This is a genomic window from Nannocystis bainbridge, assembly GCF_028368995.1.
Lineage (GTDB): Bacteria > Myxococcota_A > Polyangia > Nannocystales > Nannocystaceae > Nannocystis > Nannocystis bainbridge.
In genome coordinates this window covers 423,186-447,767 of record NZ_JAQNDL010000002.1, presented here as the reverse complement: position 1 = coordinate 447,767, position 24,582 = coordinate 423,186, and the positions used below count along the sequence as shown (strand labels likewise).

22 protein-coding genes are annotated in these 24,582 nt (G+C 70.5%); 12 read left to right on the top strand and 10 right to left on the bottom strand.

Annotated elements, in window-relative coordinates; genetic code table 11:
- The first annotated feature begins 138 nt into the window (after positions 1–138).
- Positions 139–1,719 (top strand): hypothetical protein, encoded by a 1,581-nt coding sequence (locus tag POL25_RS19440; RefSeq protein WP_272087598.1) that lies wholly within the window; start codon positions 139–141, stop codon positions 1,717–1,719.
- An 815-nt stretch (positions 1,720–2,534) separates the two neighbouring features.
- Here POL25_RS19440 and POL25_RS19435 read toward each other — a convergent pair.
- The 5 genes from POL25_RS19435 to POL25_RS19415 form a co-directional block, all read right to left on the bottom strand.
- Positions 2,535–2,936 carry a hypothetical protein gene (locus POL25_RS19435; RefSeq protein WP_272087597.1) on the bottom strand — a complete coding sequence of 134 codons (402 nt, stop codon included), beginning with the start codon at positions 2,934–2,936 and terminating at the stop codon, positions 2,535–2,537.
- 524 nt (positions 2,937–3,460) lie between these two features.
- Positions 3,461–4,354, bottom strand: coding sequence for a hypothetical protein (locus POL25_RS19430; protein ID WP_272087596.1), 894 nt, complete (start codon positions 4,352–4,354; stop codon positions 3,461–3,463).
- 99 nt (positions 4,355–4,453) lie between these two features.
- Positions 4,454–5,221, bottom strand: a complete 768-nt coding sequence (locus tag POL25_RS19425) for an SDR family oxidoreductase (protein ID WP_272087595.1) — start codon at positions 5,219–5,221, stop codon at positions 4,454–4,456.
- A 116-nt stretch (positions 5,222–5,337) separates the two neighbouring features.
- Positions 5,338–6,333, bottom strand: coding sequence for an aldo/keto reductase (locus POL25_RS19420; protein ID WP_272087594.1), 996 nt, complete (start codon positions 6,331–6,333; stop codon positions 5,338–5,340).
- Between the two features lie 63 nt (positions 6,334–6,396).
- A complete protein-coding gene (locus POL25_RS19415; RefSeq protein ID WP_272087593.1) occupies positions 6,397–7,431 on the bottom strand; it encodes a zinc-dependent alcohol dehydrogenase family protein in 1,035 nt (344 codons plus the stop codon).
- 418 nt (positions 7,432–7,849) lie between these two features.
- On the opposite strand from POL25_RS19415, the gene POL25_RS19410 reads away from it, so the two are divergent.
- The 4 genes from POL25_RS19410 (at position 7,850) to POL25_RS19395 (ending at position 11,710) form a co-directional block, all read left to right on the top strand.
- Positions 7,850–8,755, top strand: coding sequence for a LysR family transcriptional regulator (locus POL25_RS19410; RefSeq protein WP_272088779.1), 906 nt, complete (start codon positions 7,850–7,852; stop codon positions 8,753–8,755).
- A 281-nt stretch (positions 8,756–9,036) separates the two neighbouring features.
- Entirely contained in the window at positions 9,037–9,528 is a 492-nt protein-coding gene (locus POL25_RS19405) for an SRPBCC family protein (protein ID WP_272087592.1), read from the top strand.
- Between the two features lie 419 nt (positions 9,529–9,947).
- Positions 9,948–10,568 (top strand): hypothetical protein, encoded by a 621-nt coding sequence (locus POL25_RS19400; protein ID WP_272087591.1) that lies wholly within the window; start codon positions 9,948–9,950, stop codon positions 10,566–10,568.
- Between the two features lie 635 nt (positions 10,569–11,203).
- Positions 11,204–11,710: a hypothetical protein gene (locus POL25_RS19395; RefSeq protein WP_272087590.1), complete on the top strand. Its 507-nt coding sequence runs from the start codon at positions 11,204–11,206 to the stop codon at positions 11,708–11,710.
- A gap of 178 nt (positions 11,711–11,888) precedes the next feature.
- Here POL25_RS19395 and POL25_RS19390 read toward each other — a convergent pair whose 3' ends face one another.
- A complete protein-coding gene (locus POL25_RS19390; RefSeq protein ID WP_272087589.1) occupies positions 11,889–13,901 on the bottom strand; it encodes a hypothetical protein in 2,013 nt (670 codons plus the stop codon).
- Positions 13,902–13,913: 12 nt separating this feature from the next.
- A complete protein-coding gene (locus POL25_RS19385; RefSeq protein WP_272087588.1) occupies positions 13,914–14,207 on the bottom strand; it encodes a transposase in 294 nt (97 codons plus the stop codon).
- 161 nt (positions 14,208–14,368) lie between these two features.
- Between POL25_RS19385 and POL25_RS19380 the strand changes: the two genes are divergently transcribed.
- Complete coding sequence (locus tag POL25_RS19380) at positions 14,369–15,007, top strand: hypothetical protein (RefSeq protein ID WP_272087587.1); 639 nt, start codon at positions 14,369–14,371, stop codon at positions 15,005–15,007.
- 129 nt (positions 15,008–15,136) lie between these two features.
- On the opposite strand, the gene POL25_RS19375 is transcribed toward POL25_RS19380, so the two are convergent.
- Both POL25_RS19375 and POL25_RS19370 read right to left on the bottom strand, forming a co-directional pair.
- Positions 15,137–16,168, bottom strand: coding sequence for a hypothetical protein (locus tag POL25_RS19375; protein ID WP_272087586.1), 1,032 nt, complete (start codon positions 16,166–16,168; stop codon positions 15,137–15,139).
- Between the two features lie 333 nt (positions 16,169–16,501).
- On the bottom strand, positions 16,502–16,753 hold the full coding sequence (locus tag POL25_RS19370) for an alpha/beta fold hydrolase (RefSeq protein ID WP_373372099.1): 252 nt from the start codon (positions 16,751–16,753) through the stop codon (positions 16,502–16,504).
- A gap of 349 nt (positions 16,754–17,102) precedes the next feature.
- On the opposite strand from POL25_RS19370, the gene POL25_RS19365 reads away from it, so the two are divergent.
- From POL25_RS19365 to POL25_RS19350, 4 genes are all read left to right on the top strand, one after another.
- Entirely contained in the window at positions 17,103–18,164 is a 1,062-nt protein-coding gene (locus POL25_RS19365) for an iron-containing redox enzyme family protein (protein ID WP_272087584.1), read from the top strand.
- Between the two features lie 30 nt (positions 18,165–18,194).
- On the top strand, positions 18,195–18,434 hold the full coding sequence (locus POL25_RS19360; protein WP_272087583.1) for an acyl carrier protein: 240 nt from the start codon (positions 18,195–18,197) through the stop codon (positions 18,432–18,434).
- Positions 18,421–19,830, top strand: a complete 1,410-nt coding sequence (locus POL25_RS19355) for an AMP-binding protein (RefSeq protein ID WP_272087582.1) — start codon at positions 18,421–18,423, stop codon at positions 19,828–19,830. Before POL25_RS19360 ends, POL25_RS19355 begins: the two co-directional genes overlap by 14 nt.
- Positions 19,831–20,166: 336 nt before the next feature.
- Complete coding sequence (locus tag POL25_RS19350; protein ID WP_272087581.1) at positions 20,167–21,177, top strand: PQQ-binding-like beta-propeller repeat protein; 1,011 nt, start codon at positions 20,167–20,169, stop codon at positions 21,175–21,177.
- A 150-nt stretch (positions 21,178–21,327) separates the two neighbouring features.
- On the opposite strand, the gene POL25_RS19345 is transcribed toward POL25_RS19350, so the two are convergent.
- A complete protein-coding gene (locus POL25_RS19345; protein WP_272087580.1) occupies positions 21,328–21,534 on the bottom strand; it encodes a hypothetical protein in 207 nt (68 codons plus the stop codon).
- A 16-nt stretch (positions 21,535–21,550) separates the two neighbouring features.
- On the opposite strand from POL25_RS19345, the gene POL25_RS19340 reads away from it, so the two are divergent.
- A complete protein-coding gene (locus POL25_RS19340; RefSeq protein WP_272087579.1) occupies positions 21,551–22,156 on the top strand; it encodes a helix-turn-helix domain-containing protein in 606 nt (201 codons plus the stop codon).
- Positions 22,153–24,555 (top strand): VIT domain-containing protein, encoded by a 2,403-nt coding sequence (locus tag POL25_RS19335; RefSeq protein ID WP_272087578.1) that lies wholly within the window; start codon positions 22,153–22,155, stop codon positions 24,553–24,555. The genes POL25_RS19340 and POL25_RS19335 overlap by 4 nt, the downstream gene beginning before the upstream one ends.
- The last annotated feature ends 27 nt before the right edge of the window (positions 24,556–24,582 follow it).

Sequence of the window (24,582 nt, the reverse complement as noted above, 5' to 3'; positions counted from 1 at the left end):
ACCAGTGCCCCGAGCTCCCGCCCAGCGTGGCGCCGATCGAGGGGCAGGCGGTCGCGCGGGCGACCTCTCGCTTCGGCGGCCTCCGTGCCGAGGGGAGTCAGGACGCTCGCAGTCGCTGACGTGATACCGTCGGCGGTGGTGCCCCGCGCTGCGCGCTCGTCGTTCGCCTCGCTCGCTATGGTGCTCTCGGCCTGCACCCGTCCGCCGGAGCACGCGCCCGAACGACCGGAGCATCGGCCGGAGGCGGCGACTGCACCTGCGCCTGCGCCTGCCGCCGAGTTGGAGCCTGCTGCTGCGGCGCCACGCCATTGTACGGTCCCCGCCGGCGCGGGGGACGAGCAGCGCGCCCTCGCGGCCTGGCTGGCGCGTAACCCGGCACCCGAGGGGTTCACCTGCCCGCCGGCGCTGCGCGTAGTTCAGCGCGAGCCGTGGCACGTCTCCGACTTCGAGCTCGTGCCCGGAGTGACCGACGATGTCGCCAGCCCGACGCGACGCACCGTCCTCGGCGGGCGCGTGTTTTTCGGGGGCATCGATCCGGCGTCCGGCGACTCGCTGACGGCGTCGCTCGCCCGCCTCGACGAGGCGAGCTGGGCCGCGGTGAAGCAGCGGCTCGCCGACACCGCCGAGGGGGACGTCGATCCCGATTTCGAGGAGGATGAGCGGCGCCTCGACGGTCCGTGGCGCGGCCTGAACTTCGCGGCCCGCCCGGCAGCGACCGCCCGCAAGCTGAGCGCGTGGCTCGCCGAACTGCCCGCCGGAAGTTCGGTAGAGAGCTACCCGATCGGCTGGGACATCGTCATCGGCGACGAGGAGTTGGCGACGCTGCCGCGGCTCGTCCACGTGCGTAACGCGACGGTGAGCGTGCTGTGCGTCGAGGCCGCGTCGAAGCGCGGCTGCTGGTCGACATCGCCGGTCGAAATCGACGAGGCCATGCCGGGCCTGCGTGTCGGCAAGGACGACGAATCCCGGGACGACGAAAACGGCGAATCCGCAGACGATCGGGCCGACGCGTTCGCGCCGATGGAGATGACCGTATGGACAGGTCACCGGCTCGAGGTATGGGCTCTCGACGCCGCGGGCCGCTGGACGGTCGTCGGCAGTGCGAACAGCCGGCGCGGACGCCCGCGACCGCTCGTCGGCGACCGGCGGTTCGAGCCCGCCACGCTCGCGCCGTTCCGCGGCGAGTTCGCGGCGCTGTGGGTCCGCTCGCTGACGGCCGAGTGGATCGTCGCGGGCGAGTACGGCGACGGCTCGCAAGGCCAAGTACCCGATGCGACATGGATCTTCCGCCGGCTCCCGTCCGGCTGGCAGTTCAGCGCGCTCGACGGCGACGATGTCCGCGATCACTTGATATGGCCCGACGGACAGATGGTCGGTCTCGTGCTCGGCTCGCACGAGCGCCCAGGCGGCGACGGCCTCGCCTACGCCGACGGCCGGCTGACGATCTTCGTCGCCGAGGGCGAGGGGCTACGCCCCGCCGGCCGGCTGCCGCTGCCGGTGCGAGGCATGGCGATGCTGCGCAGCGAGGGCGGCTGGGAGTACGAGTATTCGCTCGCGCCCAGACCGCCGCGCTGCCTCGCCGTCAATCTCGTGCGCAGCCTCTCCTGGCAGACCAGCGACTTCGGGCGCACCCGGCGGAAATCTCCACTGCGCCTGCCGATGGCGAGCCTGAAGGGTTCGTGGAGCCTCGGCCCCGAGGGGCTCGCACCAGGCTGCTGACACGGCCTCGGCTTCACGCTCGAGTGCCGAGCCGTCGCCGCGCAGCGGGAACTCCGGGCGGCCGTGCTGCAGCGCAGGCAGGCGGCCGTCGAGCAGCGCGCGGTCGAGCCGCTCCCACGTGCGCACGACCTCGCCGTCGCCCGCGAGGCGGCCGAGGGGGCAACCGCTGCGGCGGAACGGCCCTGCGCTAGAAGAAGCGGAACACGCAGCGAGTGCGTTGTGAAGCGTTCCCGTTCAGTCGGTGCATCGCAGCTGCGATCGCTTCGAGCTCCCCCGCAGGATGACCTTGACGCCCCTGATAGGCTTTGCAGACCTCGTCGAGCTCCGCTGCCCACAGCCAGGTCGCGCCGGTCCAGGCGTTCGCGCCGTCGACCGAGCGCGGCGGAATCAACGCATCGCCAGGACCGTCGCGATCCGGGCAGTTTCGAGACGACCTCTCGTATACGGGCCCGTAGGAAGGTCTAGCTCCACGAGGACACCACATCACCAACTATCTCGCGCAGAGCAGCGTCGTAGCCATTCACAGGCACTCCTACGTGGCCTTCCCAGTGGAACGGTTCCAGATGCGCTAACGAGCCGACGAGCCGACTGTCGCTCACTCAGGGGCTCGGGGACAAGGGCGTGAGCTGCTGCGGCTTCCCGCCTTTCGAACCGTGACCGGGTCGCCGGCGGCAACGGGATCCGCCTCCCCGGAAGCGACAGCGCCGCGACCTGTCCATAAAGACATGTCGCGGCGCTCCCATCGGCGACGCGCTTGCGCGCCGGCGATCCCGCCGCCACCGCCACGGGCACGGTGACGGGCGGCGAGCCAGGTCTCAGCAGTCAACGCACGGGCTGTTGTAGTACGTCCACGAGCCCCAGGCCCCGTTCTGACACGTGCGGTAATAGCGGTTGTACTTCTGGCCCGGGTACGCGTTGTTGATCAGGCACCCGCCGCAGATGCCGCTCGGGCTGTCCTGCCACTGCACCTGACCGGTGAAGCAGGTGGCCGCGCTCGGGTCGCCCGCGTCGGCGACCTCGAGGCTCGGGTCGAGCGAGATGCCCTCGGCGTCCTCGTCGGCCGGGGCGTCGCGCAGGGCGCTCGGCGGCGGGGGTACGTCCTCCTCGGCGAGATGCTCGACGCGGACGCTCTCGGCGTCGAGGTCCGCGACGTCGCAGGCGACGAGGGGCAGGAGTGTGAACAGGCAGGCGGTCTTCAGGAGGGTATGGAAGCGCATGAGTTTCCTCGGGTGTGCCGACTCGGAATGCACCGACCGTGCCACCCCAGTGCACGCGATGTCGTGGCCCCGGCCGCGCGTCTGTGGCTCCGCGGTCCACACGCGGCGGACGGGTGTGGCTCCGCCGTCCACAGCCGCGCGGTCGCTCGCTGCGACCGCGCGCCTCGTCGGCGGTGAGCGAACGGCCGGCGCCTGCGGCTCGCCCGGCGATCCGGCCCTTCGTCGCCTGAACTTCTGCGCTCTGACGATGCCGGCGTGTGACGACGCCGGCTCGGAGTGCGTGCCCTGGTTCGAGGACGGACAACCCGACGACCGCGGAGAAGGTGGAGCTCGCGCGCCGCGGGTCACTCGGCGAGCGCGCGCTCGTAAGCCTGGCGATCGAAGACGAACGGTCCGAGGTCGTAGACCCAGTCGCGGTGGACCCGTGTCGACGAAGCGTGACGGCCACTACGCGGTGCATCTGCGAGGTCTGACGCGCGATCGGCAGCCGGCTGTCGCGGTTCTTTCGGGCTGCAGGCTCACGTTCACCCGCACGCCGCCGCGAGCGTCAGCCGGTGCAGCCCGACCAGCTCCGCGCGGTCGAGCGTCGCGCTGATGTAGCCGCCCGCCAGCACGAACGCGACCGCGGTCCCGCGTCGGCGGCACCACTCGAACACCAGGCGCTCGCGCGCGGCCAGCACCTCCGCGGTGATGCCCGCCAGCGCCCCGTCGCCGCTGCGCTCGTGGAGGTCCATCCCCGCGTTGTAGATGCACAACGAGAACCGCGGCGCCGCGCTCTCGAGCGCCGCCAGCCGCTCCTGCACCGTCGGCAAGTAATCGTCGGCCCGGCGCACCAGGTCGAGCGTCCACCGCTCCGACGCCTCGTACGCGTCGTAATCGTCGACCGACACGTCGACCTGCCACACCCGCGGGTCGTCGGCCAGGAGCGAGTGCGTCCCGCCGCCGCAGTGCGCGTCGAGGTCGAGCACCAGCACCTCCCCCGCCCCGGCCTGCAGCCCCGCGCGGGCCGCCAGCGCCAGCCCGTTGAACGTGCAGTTGCCGGCCCCGTGGCGGCGCCGCGCGTGGTGAAGCCCGCTCGACAACGACCCCGCAGTACCCTCGACCAACGCCGCCCGCGCCGCCGCCACCGCCCCGCCGTTCGACGCCCGCACCATCGCCCAAAGCGCGGGGTCCCAGGCGAAGCCCTGCGACTCGGCCAGCTCGCGCGGCTCCCCGCAGCGGACCGCCTCGACGTACTCGGGATCGTGCACCTCGCCCAGCCCGGCCGCAGTCAGCGGCTCCGGCGCCCGCACCTCGATCCCGGCGATCGGCGCCGCAGCCAGCGACTCGTACACCCACGACGCCTTGCGCGTGGTGTCGAACTCGTGGCGAGCCAGGACGTAGTCCGGGCTGAAGTACACCGGGACGCGAAACGACATGGCACCAGCCTACCATGAGCGCCCGGCCCCCAGGGGGTGTCTGCGCTGGCCCGGGGCTCCGGATGCGCAGCTGCCCGCGAGACCCCCTCGCCTCTCCGCTCAGTGCGCGGTGAAGCCCCCGTCGACCGGCAAGCCGACGCCGATCACGAAGCTCGCGCCCGGGCTGCACAGCCACAGCACGGCGGCCGCGACCTCCTCGGCCCGACCGAGCCGCCCAATCGACTGCTGCTTCATGATCTCGGCCATCGCGTCCGACTGACCCTTCAGCATGTCCTGCACCATCGGCGTGTCGATGGTGCCGGGGCAGACGGCGTTGATGCGGATGCCGCGCGGCGCATATTCGACGCCTGCGCTCTTGGTCATGCCCAACACGGCGTGCTTGGTGCCGTGGTAGGCCGCGCGCTCGGGCAGGCCGACCAATCCACCGAGCGACGAGCAGTTGACGATGGCGCCCGACCCTTGCGCACGCATGACGCGCAGCTCGTGCTTCATGCACGCCCATACGCCGAACTGGTTGACCGCCGTGACGCGATGGAAGTTCTCGGCCGATTCGTCGGCGACATCGCTCGGCGGCACCTGGATGCCGGCATTGTTGAACGCCATGTCGAGCCGGCCGTATTCGGCGACCGCCCGCTCGATCGCGGCGGCGACTTGCGCCTCGTCGGTGACGTCGCAGCGCACGCCGATGGCGACGCCGCCTTCCTCGACGATCTTCGCCGCTTCCCTGACTGCGAGTTCGCCTTCGCGGTCGGCCAGCACCACGGACGCGCCGCTCTTTGCGAAGGCGCGGGCCGTGGCGAGCCCCATTCCCATCGCCGCGCCGGTCACGAAGGCCACCTGGCCCTTGAAGTCATACGTTGGATTCATGTCTCGTCTCTCCATGCTTTTTGATGGCGAAGCGCGACCAGTGAGAGCTCCTCGCGGACCCCTGATCACTCCGAGACGCCCGGAATGGGGTCCTTCGCCGCCGCTCCTGGACGCGCTCAGCGGTTGGTCATGCGTTGCAGGTGCTCGGGATAGCGCGCCCCCTGCACCGTCAGCTTCGCGGCCGCGCCGTCGATCTCGCGGAGATCGTCGGGCGTCAGCGTGACGTGGGCGGCGCCGACGTTCTCCTCGAGGCGGGTCAGCTTCGTCGTCCCCGGGATCGGCACGATCCACGACTTCTGTGCGAGCAGCCACGCGAGCGCGATCTGAGCCGGGGTCGCCCGCTTGCGCGCCGCGACCGCGCCGAGCAGGTCGACGAACGCCTGGTTCGCCTTGCGAGCCTCCGGGGTGAAGCGCGGGAGGATGTTGCGGAAGTCGCTGCGGTCGAAGTTGGTGGACTCGTCCATCTTGCCGGTCAAGAACCCCTTGCCCAGCGGGCTGAACGGCACGAAGCCGATGCCGAGCTCCTCGCACGCCGGCAACACCTCTGCCTCCGGCTCCCGCGTCCACAGCGAGTATTCGCTCTGGACGGCCACCACCGGCTGGACCGCGTGGGCCCGGCGGATCGTCTGTGCGCCCGCCTCCGAGAGACCGAAGTGCTTGACCTTACCTTGCTGAATCAACGCCTTCACCGCCCCGGCGACGTCCTCGATCGGCACCTCCGGGTCGACGCGATGCTGGTAGAACAGGTCGATCGCGTCGACCTTGAGCCGCCGGAGCGAGGCCTCGACGACCTCCTGGATGTGCTCCGGCCGGCTGTCGAGCAGACTCCATCGCGCCTCGCCTTCCCCGGCCGGCTTGAATCCGAACTTGGTGGCGATCACCACCTGACCGCGGAACGGCGCGAGGGCCTCGCCGACGAGCTCCTCGTTGACGAACGGGCCGTAGACCTCGGCAGTGTCGAAGAACGTCACGCCGAGCTCGACGGCCCGGCGGATCAGCCCGATCATCGCTTGCCTGTCCGCCGCCGGCCCGTAGCCGAAGCTCATGCCCATGCAGCCGAGGCCGATGGCCGACACCGTGAGGTCGCTGTTACCGAGTCTTCGTGTCTGCATCTCGTACTCCTTCGTGGGGAAGCTCCCCGTTTGCTCGTTCGGTCGCCGCGAGCGCCACGCACGTCACGGCGTCACCAGCACCTTGATCGCCTTGCGCTCGTCCATGGCGCGGTAGCCGTCCGGCACTCCGTCGAGGCCGACGATGCTGTCGAAGACGCGCCCGGGATCGATCTTGCCTTCGAGGACCTCGGGCAAGAGCTCGCGGATGTACGCGCGCACCGGAGCCGGGCCGCCGCCGACGATCGCGTTCTTGAAGAACATCGTGTCCGCGCCGGGGATCGCCGGGTAATGCGGGACGCCGACCCGCCCGATCGCGCCGCCGGGACGCACGACCGCGACGCAGGTCTTGATCGCCTCGCCGGTACCGACGCACTCGAGCACGGAGTGGGCGCCGTGCCCACCGGTCAGCTCGCGCACGCGGGCGACGCCTTCCTCGCCGCGCTCGGGGACGACGTCCGTGGCGCCGAACGCCCGCGCGAGCGCGATCCGGTCCTCGTGCCGGCCCATGAGGATGACCTGCTCCGCTCCGAGACGCTTCGCTGCAATGACACCGCAGAGACCCACGGCACCGTCGCCGACGACGACGACGCGGTGGCCCGGCGCGACGCGAGCGACGACCGCCGCGTGGTGGCCCGTGCCCATCACGTCGGAGAGCGTGAGCAGCCCCGGCAGCCGCGCGTCGCTCTCGGTGACATCGATCGCGTAGAGCGTCCCGTCGGCGAACGGGATCCGCAGCGCCTCGGCCTGCGCGCCGTTCATCCCGCCGTTGCCGACGAACCCGCCGTGCACGCAGGCCGTGGGCAGCCCTTCCCGGCAGAACGTGCACGTCCCGTCCGAGATCGCGAACGGCATGATGACGACCTGGCCGGGCTTCACGGTCCGGACGTCACGGCCGACCGCCTCGACGACGCCGATCGCCTCGTGACCCATGCTCTGCCCCGCGTCGCTCGGGGTCATGTCGTGGTAGGGCCAGAGGTCGCTGCCGCAGATGCAGGCCCGGACCACGCGAAGGATCGCGTCCGTCGGCTCGACGATCGACGGGTCGGGGACGTTCTCGACGCGGACGTCGCCGGCGCCGTACATGATAGTTGCACGCATGATGGCTCTGCTCCCTTTCGCGGTTGCGGTCAGCGCCCGTACTGCTCGTCGCGGGCTGACGCTCCCCGGGCGTACGCACCGTGTGTGCGCCGCTTGCCGGAGCGCGAAGAATCATGCGCCCGGTGCTCGCCTCGGACTAGGCGCCGCGCGGCCTACAGGCCGTCAAGCCCTGCTTGACAGTCGACCGGGGCCTACGAGCGGCCGGGCAGTGCGGGTCGTCCGCCGGGAAGCAAACTCATCCTGAGCGCCCCGAGCGGGCCTCTGCGGGCGCCTGCCGTCGTGAGGCGCCGACACGCCTTGCGTGCCCGACCCGCTCGCCGCGACATGGCTCGCCAGCCTCGACCGCGCTCCATTCGCTCGTTCCTTGACACGCCCGGACGGGACCTTCACACAAGGCACATCGTCGGCGGCCTCGCCCGTGCACGCGGCACCTTTCCCACAGCTCCAGACGTTCCTCGCCGTCGCGCGCCTGGGCAACTTCAGCAGCGCCGCGCGCGAGCTCGGCGTGTCCAGGTCCGCGGTCAGTCAGGCGGTGCAGCAGCTCGAGAAGCAGCTGCGCGTGGTGCTCCTGACCCGCACGACGCGCAGCGTGTCGCTGACGGACGCGGGGCGGCGCCTCGTCGAGGGTGCGGGTCCGGCGTTGAGCCAGGTGTTCGCGGCGCTCACCGAGGTCTCCGCGGGTCCGGGAGAGACGGTCGGGCGGCTTCGGCTGTCGGTCCCGCGAGCGGCCTACCCGCTCGTGATCGCCCCGGCGCTCCCTACCTTCCGCGAGCGCCATCCGCGGATCGAGGTCGAGGTCACCGTCGAGGACCGCTTCGTCGACATCGTCGCGGAAGGCTTCGACGCTGGCGTGCGACTCAGCGAGGCCATCGAGCGCGACATGGTGCAGGTGCGGCTCACCGACGCGTTCCGCTTCGTGGTCGTCGGGGCGCCGAGTTATCTCGCGCGCCACGGTACGCCCGCGCGCCCCGAGGATCTCCTGCAACACGAGTGCATCACCTTCCGCTCGCAGAGCACCGGAACGCTCTACGCGTGGGAATTGGAGCGTGGGCGCCGTAACTGGCGCATCCCGGTGCGAGGGGCCGTCGTCGCCAACGATAACCTGTTGACCGTGTCCATGGCTGAGCAGGGCCTGGGCCTGGCGTACGCGCTCGAGCCGATGATCCTCGAGCAGCTGGGCGCCGGGCGGCTGCAGCGGGTGCTCGAACCGTACGCGCCGACAGTACCCGGCTTCTACCTCTACTACCCCAGCCGCGCCCAGCGCTCCGGTCCTCTGCGTCTATTCGTCGAGACACTCAAAAAATCGGTCGTGCGCCCGGTATGAAGCGTCGCGCAGCCGGTCGTGGCGGTCTTACTGAAATTTCGGAGAGCTGCCTGACCGAAATTTCAGGCGCTCGGCGGCACCGGGGCCGAGCACTGGGCAAGCCGCCGACCGAGCCGGCACGCGAACGCTGCGCCTACGGGGAACACTTCCAGACCTGCCCCGAGTAGCCGAAGTCGCGGTTGTGGCGCCACTGGCTCGCCCTCGATCCAGAGGTTGACCTTCGCGTATAAAACGGTACGGATATTGCCCCTCCGTCCACTCGAGAACCTGGAGCGCTCCGCATGAAGTACACCGTATCGATCGAGCTCGCCCTGCCGCGGGAGAGGGCGGCCCAGCTGCTCGCAGACCCGGCACATCTGCCGAAGTGGCTACGGGGCCTGGTGCTGCACGAGCCGCTCCAAGGGGCGCACGGCCACGCCGGCACCACGTCGCGGGTCGTGCTGCAGATGGGCAACCAGAAGTTCGAGGGCACCGAGACCGTCACACGCCGGGAACCGGTGGACCTGCACGACATTCCGAGTGCGAGCGTCGTCCATTTCGAACGCGAGATCGTCGGCGGCGGCATGTGGAGCGCCGTACGCGACCGGCTGACCGAAGCCGGCCCGCAGACGACGCTCTGGGAGAGCGAGAGCGAGTACCGGTTCAGCGGCCTGATGATGCGAATGGTGGGACTCCTGATGCCCGGCGCCTTCCGCAAGCAGTCGCAGCAGCACATGCAGGACTTCAAGGCGTTCGCCGAGCGGGGCGAAGACGTCCGCGACGCGAAGGGCTGATCGGCGGGTCCCCGGCTCATCGAGGGTGTCCACCAAATCGGGCAGCTTCAGGGCGTCGCTCGTGGGTCCCGAGTCAATCGATCATGCAGCACCGAGAACATGGTCTACCACGGCGCAGACGCTCGATACCCTCGATCCGACCTCCCCGTGACTTCCAGGGCCACGAACTCTTGGGAGCAGACCGAGGGGAGCGCAGCCCCTGCGCGTCCAAAAGTTTACGGAGTTTACCCGCTGCACCGAGGACCTGAAGTCGGCTAGGTTCGCCGATAAGGATGCTTCTTTTGTGGCCTCGACCTCCCCAAATATTGCGTTGCACCGTATGCCAGGTAGCCTCGCACGTGCCAAAAACCATCTATCCTGTGGCACATACGCGAAGGACGTACAGGCGCATACAATGCCTATCAGCCCCTTTATCGGCGATGCTGCTGTCCGTCATGACGCTGGCCTGTACGCCGAGCGAATGGGACTCGGACGTCTCCGGCCACGGGCTTCAGGAGGCGGGCGAGGCGGGGACGGCGGAGACCGGGGGTATCTCGGAGTCGACGGGCACCGGCACCAACGGCGACGCCGTCGAACTCGAACCATGGTACGGCCCGTGGTACGCCCTCTCTGATCAGTTCCCGGTCAACGTTCCGGCGTCGTGGGAAAACGGCGGCAGCGCGTTCGGCTTCACGCGCTTCGAGCTACGTCCCGACGGGGCGACGCTCCGCACCGAGAGCTGCGCCTGGGGCCCGCATTCCTACGAGTATCGGCCGAGCGGGCCCGTCGACGGCGTGATCCTTTTGGAGCCGGCCGGTGGTTCGCACGAGTTCATGCCGCACGGCGGCATCGACCGACTCTTTATCGAGATAGGGCCCGATTGTGATTCGCTATACCTGAAGCAAGTCGGCAAGGACGACGCGGAGGTCGATTTTTTGACCGCGGCCGGCGAGCCGCTCCGTCGCGGCGAGCTTTGCCTCCAAAAATGCGCCGAGGCGGAGGGCGAGCAAGGGCTCATCTCCGACTGCGGCACCGCGGTCCCCTGGGGCTGCGAGGGGTAGCGGGGCGACGCCACGCTCCCGTCGTCCCGAGCGTTCCAGCACAGCCCTCACGCGACCGCGGACGACGAACGGGGGCGACGCACCCATGATGAGCGGGTGTCGGGCCGTCGAGCCAGCGTCGACAGCGATCACGGCAGGCGGGAGGAAGGCAGCCAGTGACGGCGGAGCCACGGTGCTGAGCGTGCGCCGCAGCGTGAACAGGCCATCGTCGCTTCTCCCACTGCGGTCCGTCCGGCTCGCAAGGGGGATCGCCCGAAGTAATGCGCTGACAAGCGACATCGCGCGGAGCCTCACGATCGTACGCTTCGACAGCCCATCTCTCCCCGTCGTCGGTGTGCAGACATTTCTGCGCCTGGTTTACACGTTTGAGGTTCAGATACGTACACGCCGTGCATCACAGATCGCACACCCTGAGCGCGCCGACAGCCTTCTCGTTCCATCCAGTCGAGTGGCTTTACCGTCGTCACTCATGATATCGCCCCACCGAATTCAAGTGATGCGAGATCGTATGCTGGGACAGGCACTCGACGTTCCAAGAGGATGCCGGTAACGGATCGAGCGGCGAACTGAGCAAAGGAACGGTCTTCGCCTGCGCAGCACTCGCCCGCGGCGATACGGGCCCTTCCGCGCGTGGCATGCCAAGAGACGGTTCCGGAGGGTATGCCATTGATCACCTCGCCACCTTCACCGGAGAATTCCTGCTCCATACTTTGAAGCGAGAGGAGCGTGAAATGGCGCAGAGGATCTCTGTCAAGCTGACCGGAACGCTGACTGACGACGAGAACTGGCCGTGGACCGATGAGACCGCGCCGGTCGCTCTCGAGGGCGCCGCCGTCGTCGGAGGCCCCGGTCAGGTGATCAGCTTGATCAATGTCGATTACCCGTGTGCGGGTGATGAAGTCCGGCTCGTCGTTCAGATTACAGGCGCTTTGCTCGGTGATGGGACAACCGTCCAGCTCGGCGCTACGTTTACTTTGCTCGAGGGCACCGACTGCACTACCACGGATCCCGAAGGTGAGCCGCTCCACATCACCCAGGACGTGCCGAACCTGGACTTCGCGAATGTGCCGGTAATCGTGCCGGGCGACGGAGCCGGAAGCTTCAGAGGACAACTGACGGTCGTGAACTTTCCCGTGGTGTAACGAAGGGCGCATGGACGGAGGCGTCCGCGTCGTCAAGATCTCCGTTCTCCTGGGACAGGGTTCCCGGCATCGTCTGCGATACAAGCCCTCGAATTCGGGCCCTTATAGGGGCCTGACTGGGCCTGCAGGCCATATCACCAAAACCCGTCTCGAAGCAGCGCTGCGTCTCGACCGCGGGTCACAGCGCCCGGAAGCTGGCGAGCGTCGCCTCGAACTCGGCGGGCTCGAGGTTCTCGGCGACGATCAAGTATATGCGCTCGGCGAACGTCGCCGTCACCAGCTCGACGCCGCCCGGGCCGCCCGTCCACGACAGGCGCTCGGCCGGGGCGCCGGCGAGCGTCGTCACCGTCTCGCGGGGCTCGCCGGCGTCCTGTGAGAACAGCTTGCGCATCGACTGCACGGAGAGCTTGCGCCCGTACTCAGCGGTCAGCGGGCCCTGACCGGAGTCGAGGACCATGACGAGGAAGGTCTGGAAGCCGCGGCGCCACTGCGCCATGTCGACTCCGTCACCGCCGTCGCCGAACTTCTCCTCGGCGAGTTCCCAGCCGGCCGGCACTCGCACGGCGAAGCCGCGGCGCTCGTCGACGTGCTCGCCGCCGTCCTGCCGCGACATCGGTAGCGCCGGCGCGAGCTCGAGGCCGGCGAACACCCGGCCCAGCTCGGCCTCGACCTGCCCGAGCTCGCTCGCAAACGCTTGCGTCGACAGCTCGATCGCCGCGTCGCCGTGGACGGCGGTCGCGATCGTGTACGCGACCTCGATCCCCTCGTGGGCGATCGTCACGCGCGCGAACCGGGCCGCGCCGCGCCCGAGCGCGAGGCCCTTCACGTGCGTAGCGACGCCGCCGCGCTCCGCGACGCGCTCCGCGTGCCACGCGTCCGGGTCGACGCCCGGGCGCTCGGCGACGACGAGGCCGCCCCACAGCCCGCTCGCCGGGTGCTCGAACTCCAGTACCTCGCGGTCGGGCGATTCGGGGTCGTCGCGGGCGATCAGGCGCCAGAAGCCCGGCGGCGCGCGCCAGACGACGCGCGCCGCGAAGTCGCGGAAGACCCCGCCGCGCAGGCTGTGCCGCGAGCCGATGTCGCTCTGAGGGTCTCCCAGCGCCGCCAGCTCCTCGCCCAGCGTGGCACGGGCGGTCGGGTCCACCAGCGCGACCGCGGCGAACGCCTCGTCGAGCCCGGCGCGCGCCGCTTCGCCCGGCGCGGGCGGATACGAGGCCGCGAATTGCAGCCCAAAGCCGTCAGCCACGCGGGTGCCGACCGCGTACTCGAGCCGATCGTCGGCGACGCGCAGGAGCGCGACCGGCTCGCCGGCGAGCTCGACCGTCCACGGGTCGAGGGGCGACGTCGTGCGATCGTCCATCCACATGCCGTGGATCCGCGTGCGGTAGGTCGCCGCGTCGCCGCGGAAGCGCTCGGGGACGACGACGAGCTGGGCGCCGAGCCCCTCCGTCTGGAGGCCGACCTCGGCGTCGGGGTTCATGCGCATCAGCTCGTCGCCGACGAGCAGCCGCCAGCCCGGCGGCGGCGCGACGCGCAGCCCCGACACCGCGCTCTCGAACACGCCGCCCCGGACGCGCCAGCCGGGCCCGCGCTGGTCGGCCGTCGCCACGACCGGCGGAGCGGATATCTCCCCGGGCAGCAGCGAGAAGGCGCGCAGCAACGGCTCGAGCGCCGGCAGTGACACCGCGTGCGCGAGTCCCGAGCCATAGATGCAGTAAGCGTGGTCCTGGCGCACGAAGCCGGTGTAGATCCAGCGGTAGGTGAGGCCGTCTTTCTCACCGACGTAGACGATCCGGCGCGCGTCCTGGCCGGCGAACGTCACGACCTCGCGCGACTCCAGCTCGACCCTGCCGTCGAGCAGCGTCGGCAGCAGCCTCTCGGCGTACGCGTCGACGGTCAGCCCAGGCGCGAACTTGACGAGGACGATCGCGGACACGCCCGAGGCGTGGCGAGCCCCGGCGACCGCGCTCGGGGCGAGCTGCCGCGCCTCGTCGCGCGACAGCATTGTCCAGCCCGCGCCGGGCCAGTCGATGCGGAAGCGGAAGTGCTCGTCGACGAGCGCCGCGGGGGCGGGCTCGCTGGCCGCGCTCACTGCCGACTCCGGCTGCTGGGGGTCCTTGCAGGCCGGCCCGCCGGCGAGGAGCGCCAGCGCGACGAGGAGAGAGCCACGGGGCGCGGGCCGAGCGAACATCGGCGCAGCGTATCATGACGTGCCGATCGCCCGGCCCCAGCGCCCGCACGCGCGAAGCTGCAGTCGGCCTCCCGCGCCGGGCTTGATGCACATGCCGACGATGAGCCCGTCGCGGTTCCCCATCAGCACGTGCTCGTGGACCCTGAGTCGCTCGCGGTTCTTCGTGAACGTCGTCGGGTGGGACGCGTCCTCCCTCATGTCCATGGCGAGAAACCAGCGGAACAGGAGATTGTGGTCGAGCTGCTCGCAGAACATCCGGTCACTCCGCAGCGAGTCCAGGACCATAAGCAGCGTCGCCTTGAGCATCCTCCAGCGGAGTTGGAATGAGCCGCGAGCGGAGGCGATCGAGAGCATCGATGCCGACCGCGAACACGACTCGTTGCTGCGATGTCCGAGCGCTGGCGCGCCAGCGACCGTGAGCTGCGGCGATTGACCATCAGCTTCGCCGCGTGCGAAGTAGGTCGACGATGCTCTGGCGCCCGGATACGTGTGCGATCTTCGTCCTCGTCGCGTTCGCTGCGTGCATGCGGCGACCGGCGCCGGAGCCCCCGCTGGTCCAGCCCGTCGACGAGCCGTTATGCGCGGCGAGCCTCAAGCTCGCGCACGCCTGCACCGGCGCACAATCCGAGCTCGTGATGTGCTCCGTGATCACCGCCTCCGCCGTGACCTCCGAGATCACCAACAACACCGACAGCGACCTCGTGTTCGCCACGGGCATGATGATCGTCGATGGGCGCGGCGAGGAGCTTGTCCCGGCGGTCCTCGGCCCCGAGGTCCGGGTACCCGGCCTGTCCACCGCTCGGCCGTGGCAGATCGCCATGCCGCGGCTGCCAGACGGGTACGTTGAAATCGTGGTCATGGTCCTCGGGACGAGCGCCGATGGCGGACACGAGCGCCTCACCACCAGCGCGGGCCAGCTCCGGGTGCGCGGCGGGCAGGTCGAGGTCCTCGACTTCCATACGTGGTACGAGGCGACGGGCTCCATGAACGTACACGAGGCCCTGCCCGGCCAACCGGACCCGGTGCCCGAGGGTCCGACCCCGAGCGAGCGGCTTTACGAGCAGCTGCGGGCGCAGCCCCGACGAGATCCCGTTCCTCACCAATGACGTCCATGCGCTCGTCCAATGCTTCAAGGGCGGCGCCCGCTTCGAGATCGACGAATCGATCCCCACATCAGTGACCTGCTCGACGTCAGCCACCCGTCCTACCCCCTCTGCGTGTTCGGGTCACGGCGGTCAGCGGGCCCGCGTACGGCGATGCAGCGCTTCGACGGCCTCCGGGTCGCGCACGGCCCAGGACATCAAGGCGATCAGGGTCGCCTGCTTGACGGCGGCACGCACCCCTGCGTCTAGCAGCACGCTCTGCGACGCTCCGCGGAATCGGGGGTCGGTGAGCTGCACGGCGACGGCGGCGACGAGGTCGTGGAGGCCGCGGTCGCCGCGGGCCTTCAGGAACCGGCGCACGCCCGCCGCGACGCCGAGGACGTGCTGGCCGCCCGCGCTCGGCCGGAGGTTGGCGAAGGCATGAATCTGCGGCGGCCGTCCGCGCGGCTCGGCGCGCCAGGCGAGGGCGACTTCGACGGCGATCGGACGCTCGCCGGTGCCGTAGGCGCCATGGTGGTGGGCAACACCGAAAGGCGAGGCCCCGACTTCGACACGCACGCGATCGGCGAGGTTCGCTACGCGGGGCTCGGCGAACGTCCACGACAGCGACACCGCGGGGAGGACGAACGCGAGGTCGGCGAGGCGCCGCGCCGCCTCGGCCCGCGGGACACGCGTGCACTGGAAGATGTGCGGATCGGGGCGGAAGCGGATCCGGGTACCCGACGACCGTGCGGCAGGGGCCACCCGCACGGGAGCGCGCTGCAAGCCGGCGGCATAGACCACGCTCGCCTGCTCGCCGGCGTGGACGGTGTCGATCTCGAGGGGGTCGCACAGGGCGACGGCGAGCGGCAGGTCGGAGCAGAGGAACGTGAGTTCGCCGCGGGTCCGGCCCGCGGGGACCTCGAGGAGGTCGACGAGCGCGGCCGCCGGGATGCCGGGGCCGTCGTCGGCGACAGTGATGTGGTCGTCGGCCTCGACGACGATGTCGATGCGGGTGCAGCGACCGCGCACGGCCAGCTCGACGGCACCGGCGAGGACGTCCAGCAGGAGGTGCAACGGGCCAGTCCCCTCGTCGGTCCCCCCGACGTACATGGCGGGCCGTTTGCGCACTACCTCGCGGAGCGAGAGGATCTGGACAGCGTCCGCGCAGTGTTCGTCGGTCACGGGCCCATGCTAACAGGTCCTGGACGGGCACGTGCTGTCCCGAGGGACAGGCGAGGACGAGACGGACGACGGACTGCGACGCTGTCGATCTCGCCGGTGACAGGCTCGACGCGATCGATCTCTTACTGCGACACGGTCGACCCTGACTGGAGCGTGCGAGGTCGAGCGCCGATGCCATGCTCGACACGCCGACCTCGTCCCGATGGCTGCTGAGCTGCCCGAACGCGAGTCCGAGTCGAGGTTGGCGCTGAATCACAGCAAGCCCGAGCGGCAATCATCGTAGTACGGGTTCACCCCGCCGAGCGCGACGATCACCCCGGTCTCACGCCCGTCTCACCGACTGGACCGCTCTTCATGGCGTCGTTCGCCGCCGGGGTCCGCCGGGGCCGAGAAGGCCAGGATCAGTTGCGCCAGCACCCTCGGTTGCTCGACGTTCGGAGCGTGGCCCGCGTCCGGGATGAGCCGGGTCTGGGACCCCGTGACCTTCGCGTAGGCTCGCAAAGCCTCGTGTGCGGCGTAGATCTGGTCCTGCTCGCCGAACACGGCGAGCAGCGGCACGCCGGCCTGCTCCAGACGCTCGTTCAACGGCGCCTCATGTGTAGCGCACTCACACGGTGGGCGCGGACCCGTCTCCGGCCGCTGGACGCCCCCCACCCTACTGTGCGCGCGCGTCTGACGATGCGGTGAGTCCGGATCCGGGAGATAATTTCGAGCCTGCATTCGTGTAATTCGGATGCAATTTCGGCCCGGCCCCGCCCTGTTAGGTTGCCGCGGCGAGGCCGAAGCACGATGACTCGTGCGGCCGCAAGTCCTGACAAATCACGAAAGCGCGCGCTTGTATGATGATTGTTCCCCATAAAACCCGCACACATGACACCGCGTGGTTCGAGGTCGACGCGATGGCCATCGTCTCCGAGCGGATGGCGGTGTTGTCATGAGCCTCGAACTACTGCGCGCGCTCGAGCCGGCGCGCTCGATGCAGACCGGGCCGGGGCCGCTGACCACCGTCGTCCGCGAGCTGTTGCGCCTCGACGCCGACGAGCTCGGTGGTTTGTTCGCCGACGCCGAGCGGCGCGACGCCTTGCTCCGGCTGACCGCGCAGGTGTGCGACAAGGCGGCGGGCGACCCGGGCTACGCGCTCGAGCTGCATCGGGTGCTGCACGCGCTCTACGACCTCCACCTGAAGATCCCCAAGCCCGGACGCGCACACCCGCAGTTCGCGGGCATCCTCGCCGACATCGCCGGGTTCGCGGAGCGGGCGTTCCTCGCGGACCTCGAGCGCTCCATCGACCTCTCGCCGCTGGACGACATGCCGCGCGAGCCAGGCGCGTTCCGCCGGTGGTTGACCCGGCTGATCCACGCCCACCCCGCCTACAAGCACCCGTACTACACCGATTTCCTGGCGCAGCGGGCCGGGCTCGCCGACCTGCGGCGGTTCTTCGTCGATGAGAGCACGATCGACGCGCGCCTCGACGACATCCTCGCGCTGTTGCAGCTCGGCACCAGCGGCGGGGTCAAGCTGGAGATCGGTCGCAACTTCTGGGACGAGATCGGCAACGGCACGCTCGCGGCGACCCACACCGTCCTGTTCACGCAGGCGCTCGCGGATGTCGGCATCGACGAAGCCGACCTCGACGGCGCCGCGTCGCTCGAATCGCTGGTGTGCGGCAACCTGTCCGTGCTGCTCGCCCTGCACCGCCGGCACTTCCACAAGGCCATCGGTTACTACGCGGTGACCGAGTATCTGGTTCCGGACCGGTTTCAACACATCGTCACCGGCTGGCGGCGCAATGGGCTGAGCGAGCAGGGCCTCGAGTACCACCGCCTGCACATCCGCATGGACGCGCAGCACGCGAGCGGCTGGCTCAATCAGGTGATCTCGCCGCTGGTCGAGGCTCCCGACGTCCGGCGCCCGGTCGCAATCGGAGCGCTGTACCGCCTGGAGACCTCGCACCGCTACCTCGAGGGCCTCGCCCGCGAGCCTCTGTCCGCCTGACCCCTGTCCGCACTCCTAAACGAGGGAACCATGATGCACATCAAGAGCACCATCGTCGCGGATATCCGCGACATCAAGCATGTCCCCGACCTGACGATCGCCGATGACGCCGACCTGCTCGGCGCGGCAGGCTTCGACTCGCTCGAGGTGATCGAGTTCCTCGCGCGCCTCGAGCGACGCTTCGGCCTGGCATTCGGCGGCGGCGCCGACGACTTCGCGGCGCTGCGCAGCCTCGACAGCCTCACGGCGTGGGTCCATGCGCGCGTCTGACCCCGCAGCGCTGGCGACCGACGCGATCGCAGCGCACGCGGCCGCCAGCCCCGAGCGCATCGCGCTCATCGACGACCGCGCCTCGGTCACCTACGGCGCGCTCGTCCGGCGGGCGCGCTCGTTCGCGGCGCGGCTCGGCGGCGGTCCGCTGGTGATCGTCGCCGACAAATCCATCGACGTCGTCACGGCGATGCTCGGCGCCTGGCTGGCCGGGGTCGTGACAGTGCCGCTCGACCCGTCGCTGCCGCCGGCCCGTCTCCGGCTCCTGCTCGGGCGCATCGCCCCGGGCGACGCCGTCGTGCGACCCGAGCTGCGAGCGCTGGTCGCCGACGCGGCGCCCGGGGTCGTCTGCGTCGCGGCCGACGCCGAGCTGACCGCGACGCTCGCCGAGGATGATGATGCGGCGCCTCGCCGTGGTCCCGAGCCAGAGCGCGACGCCTATTGCCTCTTCACCTCGGGCTCGACGGGCGCCCCGAAGGGCGTGCGGATCTCCCACGCCAACGTGGCCGCGTTCTTCCGCGACATCGTCGCGTACTACCCGGTCGAGGCCGGCGCGCGCTGCCTCAACACCGCGCCGCTGTTCTTCGACGTGTCGTTGCTCGAAATCTTCTTCCCGCTCGCCCAAGGCGCCACGGTGCGGCTCTACACCGCGCCGTTCTACTTGCCCGCACGATTGCTGGCACTGATCGACGAGCACGAGGTCGCGTACCTGTGCGCTGTCGCCCCATTGCCGCGGCGGATGATCGAGCCGGCGGCCGCGCCCGAGCGCCGCAGCCAGGCGGGCTGCGGCGTCGACCTCACGGTCCGTCCGGTGGGCCGCGGCGTGCCGACCAGCGCGTGGCACTTCGCCGCCAGCCTGAGCTTCGAGGCCCGCCAGCGCAGCATGATCTTCGAGCACAACTTCGGCGGGACCTGCAATGTGCTCGATCTGGCAGTGACCCTCGGCGTGCGACGATTCATCCACGTGCACCACGTCGTGTTCGGCGGCGGCGGCGAGCGCGACGGGGAGGCGCGCGACCAGGTCTCTCACGTGCTCGGGGAGATCGACCCTTCGCTCGTCCACCTGGCGAGCATGCCGTTCCGCAGCCCGGTCGCGCTGCACCGCTATGCGCTCCTGCTGCGCGAGTTCTTCGCCGAGAGCGCGAGCGGTCCGCCGCCCTCGATCACCGCGCCGACCCTGGTCATGACCGGCGCCGCAGACGAGGTCGCTCACCCGGCCGCAGCCGCGGCGATCGGCGCCGCGATCCCCCACGCATCGAGCCTCGTGCTGCCTGACGGCGACCACTACAGCATGTACTTCGATCCATCGATCGCGCAGACGATCCACGACTTCATCGCAGCCGCCCTTGAACGAGGTGGCCCGGCAGAAATCACCGCGAGGTCTGCCGCGTCGTGACGGGCAGCGCTGACAGGCCGCCCATCGCGCGAGCGCGCCGCCGCGCGCGAGGAACTTGTACCGTCACCGCAATTTCTCTCGCCTCGCCGGGTACTCCACGCTCGAGCGGAGAGCTTGATGACGCGATCGATCCTCGCCCTGCCTTTCCTTTTGTGCGCGACAGCCTGCCCCGGCGTTCCGGGCGATACAGGCGACACGACGGCGACGGACGCATCCTCGACGACCGAAGCTGACCCGACCACCGGCCCCGCGTGTCCGACAGAGTGCGAGGGGCCGGCGGTCGAATGGACGCACGTCCATGGCGGGGCCGCAGGGGGGCGCGACGAGGCGCGCGCGGTGGCGATCGACGCGCAAGGGCGGATCGTCGTGGTCGGGCTCGAGACGGACGCGGACGAGAACTTCGCCGGGCTCGTGCTGGTGCTCGCGCCCGACGGCACGGAGCTGTGGACGCGACGGTTCGCGGCGGCGCTGGAGCTCGACGCGGTGTTCAATGATGTCGTGGTCGGCGACGACGGGGCGATCTTCGTCGCGGGGTGGGACGCGTCGCGGCTGGGGGTCGTGCGCCGACTCGACCGCGACGGCAACGACGTGTGGGCATACTCGGTGCCGACGCCCGACGAGGAGAGCTCGAGCGTGACGGCGCTGGTGCTCGCGCACGAGGGCCTGTACTCGCTCGGCGAGGCGTTCAATGATTCGACGGGCACCCATATGGTGCTGCGACGGCACAACGTGGGCTCGGGAGCGCCGGTATGGGAGACGCCGGCGAAGGCCGAGGGATCGACGCGCGGGTACGGGCTCACGGAGGCGAACGGGCGGTTGATCGTCGCGGGCGCGGCGCTGCCTCCGGGCGAAGGGAAAGATCGGCCGCTGACGGCGGTGTTCGACGCGTCCGGGGCGCTGCAGTCGCTCGCGGTCGAGACGGGCACGTCGGGGGCATGGCACGCCGTGACGGCGATCGGCGAGGAAGGCGACGTCGTGTTGACTGGATGGCTGAGCCAGGGGAAATCGGCGCGCAGGATCGCGGCCGACGGGAGCGAGCGATGGACGCATCTGCTCGATACTTCGAATTACGGGTACGGCGGGCTCGGAGTGGCGGCCGACTTCGACGGGTCGGTGCTCGTGACCGGGTCGGTCGGCGACGGTCCGGCGCAAGAGGATCTTTACATGGCGCGGCTCGAGGGCGACGGAGCGGCGCGCTGGTCGGCACTGTACGACAACACGACACTCGGGTTCAGCGAGCGCGGCTACGACGTCGCGGTCGGGCCCGAGTTCTTCGTCGTCGTCGGGTTCGAGACGGTCGCCATCTCGGACACGGACCTGTGGATCCGTCGGTTCGTGTCGGGTTGAGCGCGGCGAGCAAGAAGTTCGCTGCCCCGCGCGGGACAGAGTCACCGACCGAACCGACCCGACCCCGAGCGCCTCACCTCTGGTTTTGCGCGAACGACCAAGCCCGTCAACATCGACCGATCGCCGATCGTGAGCCGCCACGCTCGCTCTTCATCGCTGCTTCTTCGTCACGAAGCTTCGCAAGGGCGCGAACTCGAGGACGACACGCCTCACCACGTCCGCCTGCGCCCGCGTGCCATCGCCCTCCTGCGCGAACAGCCCGGTGAGCGATGTCGCTCCCGAGTCGCTCGGCGCGTCCGATTTTCCCTCATATTTCCAATGATTTAAAAATTCAATCTCGACACTGTCATATAACACTGTCACCATCCTCCCCGTGACCGTCACCTGGACGATCCGCGAGCTCAGCCGCCAGGCCGAGCAGCGCCTGGCGAGCGAGGAGGCCCCCGCCAACGGCCAGGTGCGCGCTGTCCCTGACGAGCGCAGCATCCGTTACTACACGACACTCGGCCTCCTCGATCGCCCCGCGCTGCAGGGCCGCACCGCCCTCTATGGCCCGCGGCACCTCGCCCAGTTGATCGCCATCAAGCGCCTGCAAGCCGAGGGCAAGCCGCTCGCCGAGATCCAGCGCCTCCTCCCGACCCTCGACGACTCTGCGCTCACGCAGCTCTCGCAGGTCGAGCTGCGTCCCGCCCCGCGCTCCGCCGGTCGCCGCGACTTCTGGCGTGCCCCCGTCACCACGCTCGAGCCCGAAGCGCCGCCGCTTCCCGCCGCCCCCGCGCTCACGCCCACCCTCGAGCTCGAGCTCGCTCCTGGCGTCCGCCTCGGCTTCTCCGCCGCGCGCGACGCCACCGACGCCGACGCCGCGGCCCTGCTCGCCGCAGCCGCCCCGCTGCTCGCCGAGCTCGCCCGCCGCCGCCTCCTCACCCGCTCCGAACCCGACTGCTCCGACGACCCCGAACCTCCCGAGGACTCCCGATGATCCCCACGGCGCTCACCATCGACCCCACGCTCACCCAGCCACTCGACGAGCCCGCCTTCGGTCGCCTCGAGACCTCCCAGGGTCGCCTCCCGCTCGCCGCCCTGTCCGTCAATGCGCGGATCAGCGGCCTGCAGGTCGCCACCGAGATCCAGCAGACCTTCGTCAACAACACCGGCGCGGCGATCGAGGCCACGTACATCTTTCCGTTGCCCGATCGCGCCGCCGTTTACGCCTTTCGCATGCAGGTCCAGGGGCGGATCGTCGACGGCGTGATCGACGAGCGCGGCCGGGCCCGCGAGGTCTACGAGCAGGCCATCGCCGCCGGCCAGCGCGCCGCGATCGCCGAGGAAGATCGACCGGGCGTCTTCACCCTGCGCGTCGGCAACCTCGTGCCCGGCGACCACGCCGTCATCACCCTGCGCACCGTCGGTCCGCTGCCGATCGAGGACGGCGAGGTCACCTGGGCCTTCCCGCTGGTGGTCGCCCCGCGCTACATCCCCGGCGCCCCGCTCGGCGGCGAGCAGGCCGGCACCGGCCTCGCTGCCGACACCGATCGTGTCCCCGACGCCTCGCGGATCTCCCCGCCCGTCCTGCTGCCCGGGTTCGCCAGCCCCGTCCGACTCGCGCTCGCCGTCACTGTCGACGGCGCCGGTCTGCCCGTCTCGAACCTGCGCGCCAGCCTTCACGAGGTCTTCGCCGCGCCCGAGGCCGGCGGCTGGCGCCTCGAGCTGCGGCCCGGCGAGCGCCTCGACCGCGACTTCATCCTCCGCTGGACCCTCGGCGATGCAGCCCTGCACAGCGCCGCAGTGTGGGCCCCCGACGCCGACGGCGAGGGCGCCACCGCCGTCCTCACCATCGTCCCGCCCGTCGGCGCCGCCGCCCAGGGTCGCCCGCGCGACGTCGTGCTCGTCCTCGATCGCTCCGGCTCGATGGGCGGGTGGAAGATGGTCGCCGCGCGCCGGGCTGCCGCGCGCATCATCGACACTCTCGGCGCCCGCGACCGCTTCGCCGTGCTCGCCTTCGACAACACCGTCGAGTCGCCGCCGAGCCTCGGCGCCCAGCTCGCGACCGCCAGCGACCGCAACCGCTTCCGCGCCGTCGAGTACCTCGCCGGCCTCCAAGAGCGCGGCGGCACCGATCTCACCAGGCCGCTCGCGCTCGCCACCCGCATGCTCGCCGGCGACGACGACCGCGACCGCGTGCTCGTGCTCGTCACCGACGGCCAGGTCGGCAACGAGGACGAGATCCTGCGCGACCACGGCCCGCGCCTCGGCGACATCCGCGTCTTCACCCTCGGCATCGACAAGGCCGTCAACGCCGGCTTCCTGCGCCGCCTCGCGGCTCTCGGCGGCGGCGCCTGCGAGCTCGTCGAGAGCGAGGAGCGCCTCGACGAGGTCATGGCCAAGATCCACCGCCGGATCGCCACCCCTGTCCTCGTCGAAGTCAGCGTCGCTGGCGACGGCCTCGACCTCGCCACCCAGGCCCCGCACCGCCTGCCCGCCGTGTTCGCCGGCGCCCCGCTGGTCGTCCACGCCCGCTGGCACGGCCAGCCGCGCCCCGGCGCCACCCTCGAGCTGCGCGGCCGCTTGCCCGCCGGCACCGAGTACCACCAGCGCGTCCGCCTCGACCCTGCCCCGCCGGCCGCCGCGCTGGCGCAGTCGTGGGCCCGCGCGCACATCCGCGATCTCGAGGATCAGTACGCCGCCCGCACCGCCGATCCGTCGCGGCTCGAGCAAGCCATCGTCGCCGTCTCGCGGCGTCACCAGGTGCTCTCGCGCTTCACCGCCTTCGTCGCCGTCGACCGCGAAGTCGTCAACCCCGGCGGCAACCCGCGCACGGTCACCCAGCCCGTCGAGCGCCCGGCCGGATGGTCCCAGCCGCGGTTCGACGCCATGCCGATGGAACACGCCAGGCGCGGCGAGCCCAAGCTCGTCGGTGCGATCTCCATGAGCAGCAAGCGATCCGCCGCCCCTCCCCGTTCCGCCACGCTCTCGGCCCCGCCCCCTCCGGGCGCCCGCGCCCCCGCGCCCGCCTCGCCTCCACGCAGCCCTTCGCCCCCTCCGCCCAGGCAGGAGTCGCCCGAGGGCGCGACCGTCTCTGCGATCCCATACCTCGCGCGCCTGGGCGCCATCGTCCGCGACCTCGAGCGCGCCGTCGACACGGCGGCCGCGCAGCTGCCGATCGCGCGCCTGATCGAGCTGCTCGAGGACCTGCGCACCGTCGGCCTCGACGCCCTCGCCACCGCCCTCGCGCCGCTCGTCGATCGCTTGCGCGGGTCCCTCGGCGCCGACGACCTGCTGGCGCTCCTGAAGGAAGCCGTGGCCGCCCTGCGCAAGCTCGTCGAGGACAAGCGCAGCCCGCCGCCCCCGCCCGGCAAGCGCAAGGACTTCTGGCGCTGATCCGCGCCGTCAAACCGCGCCGTCCGC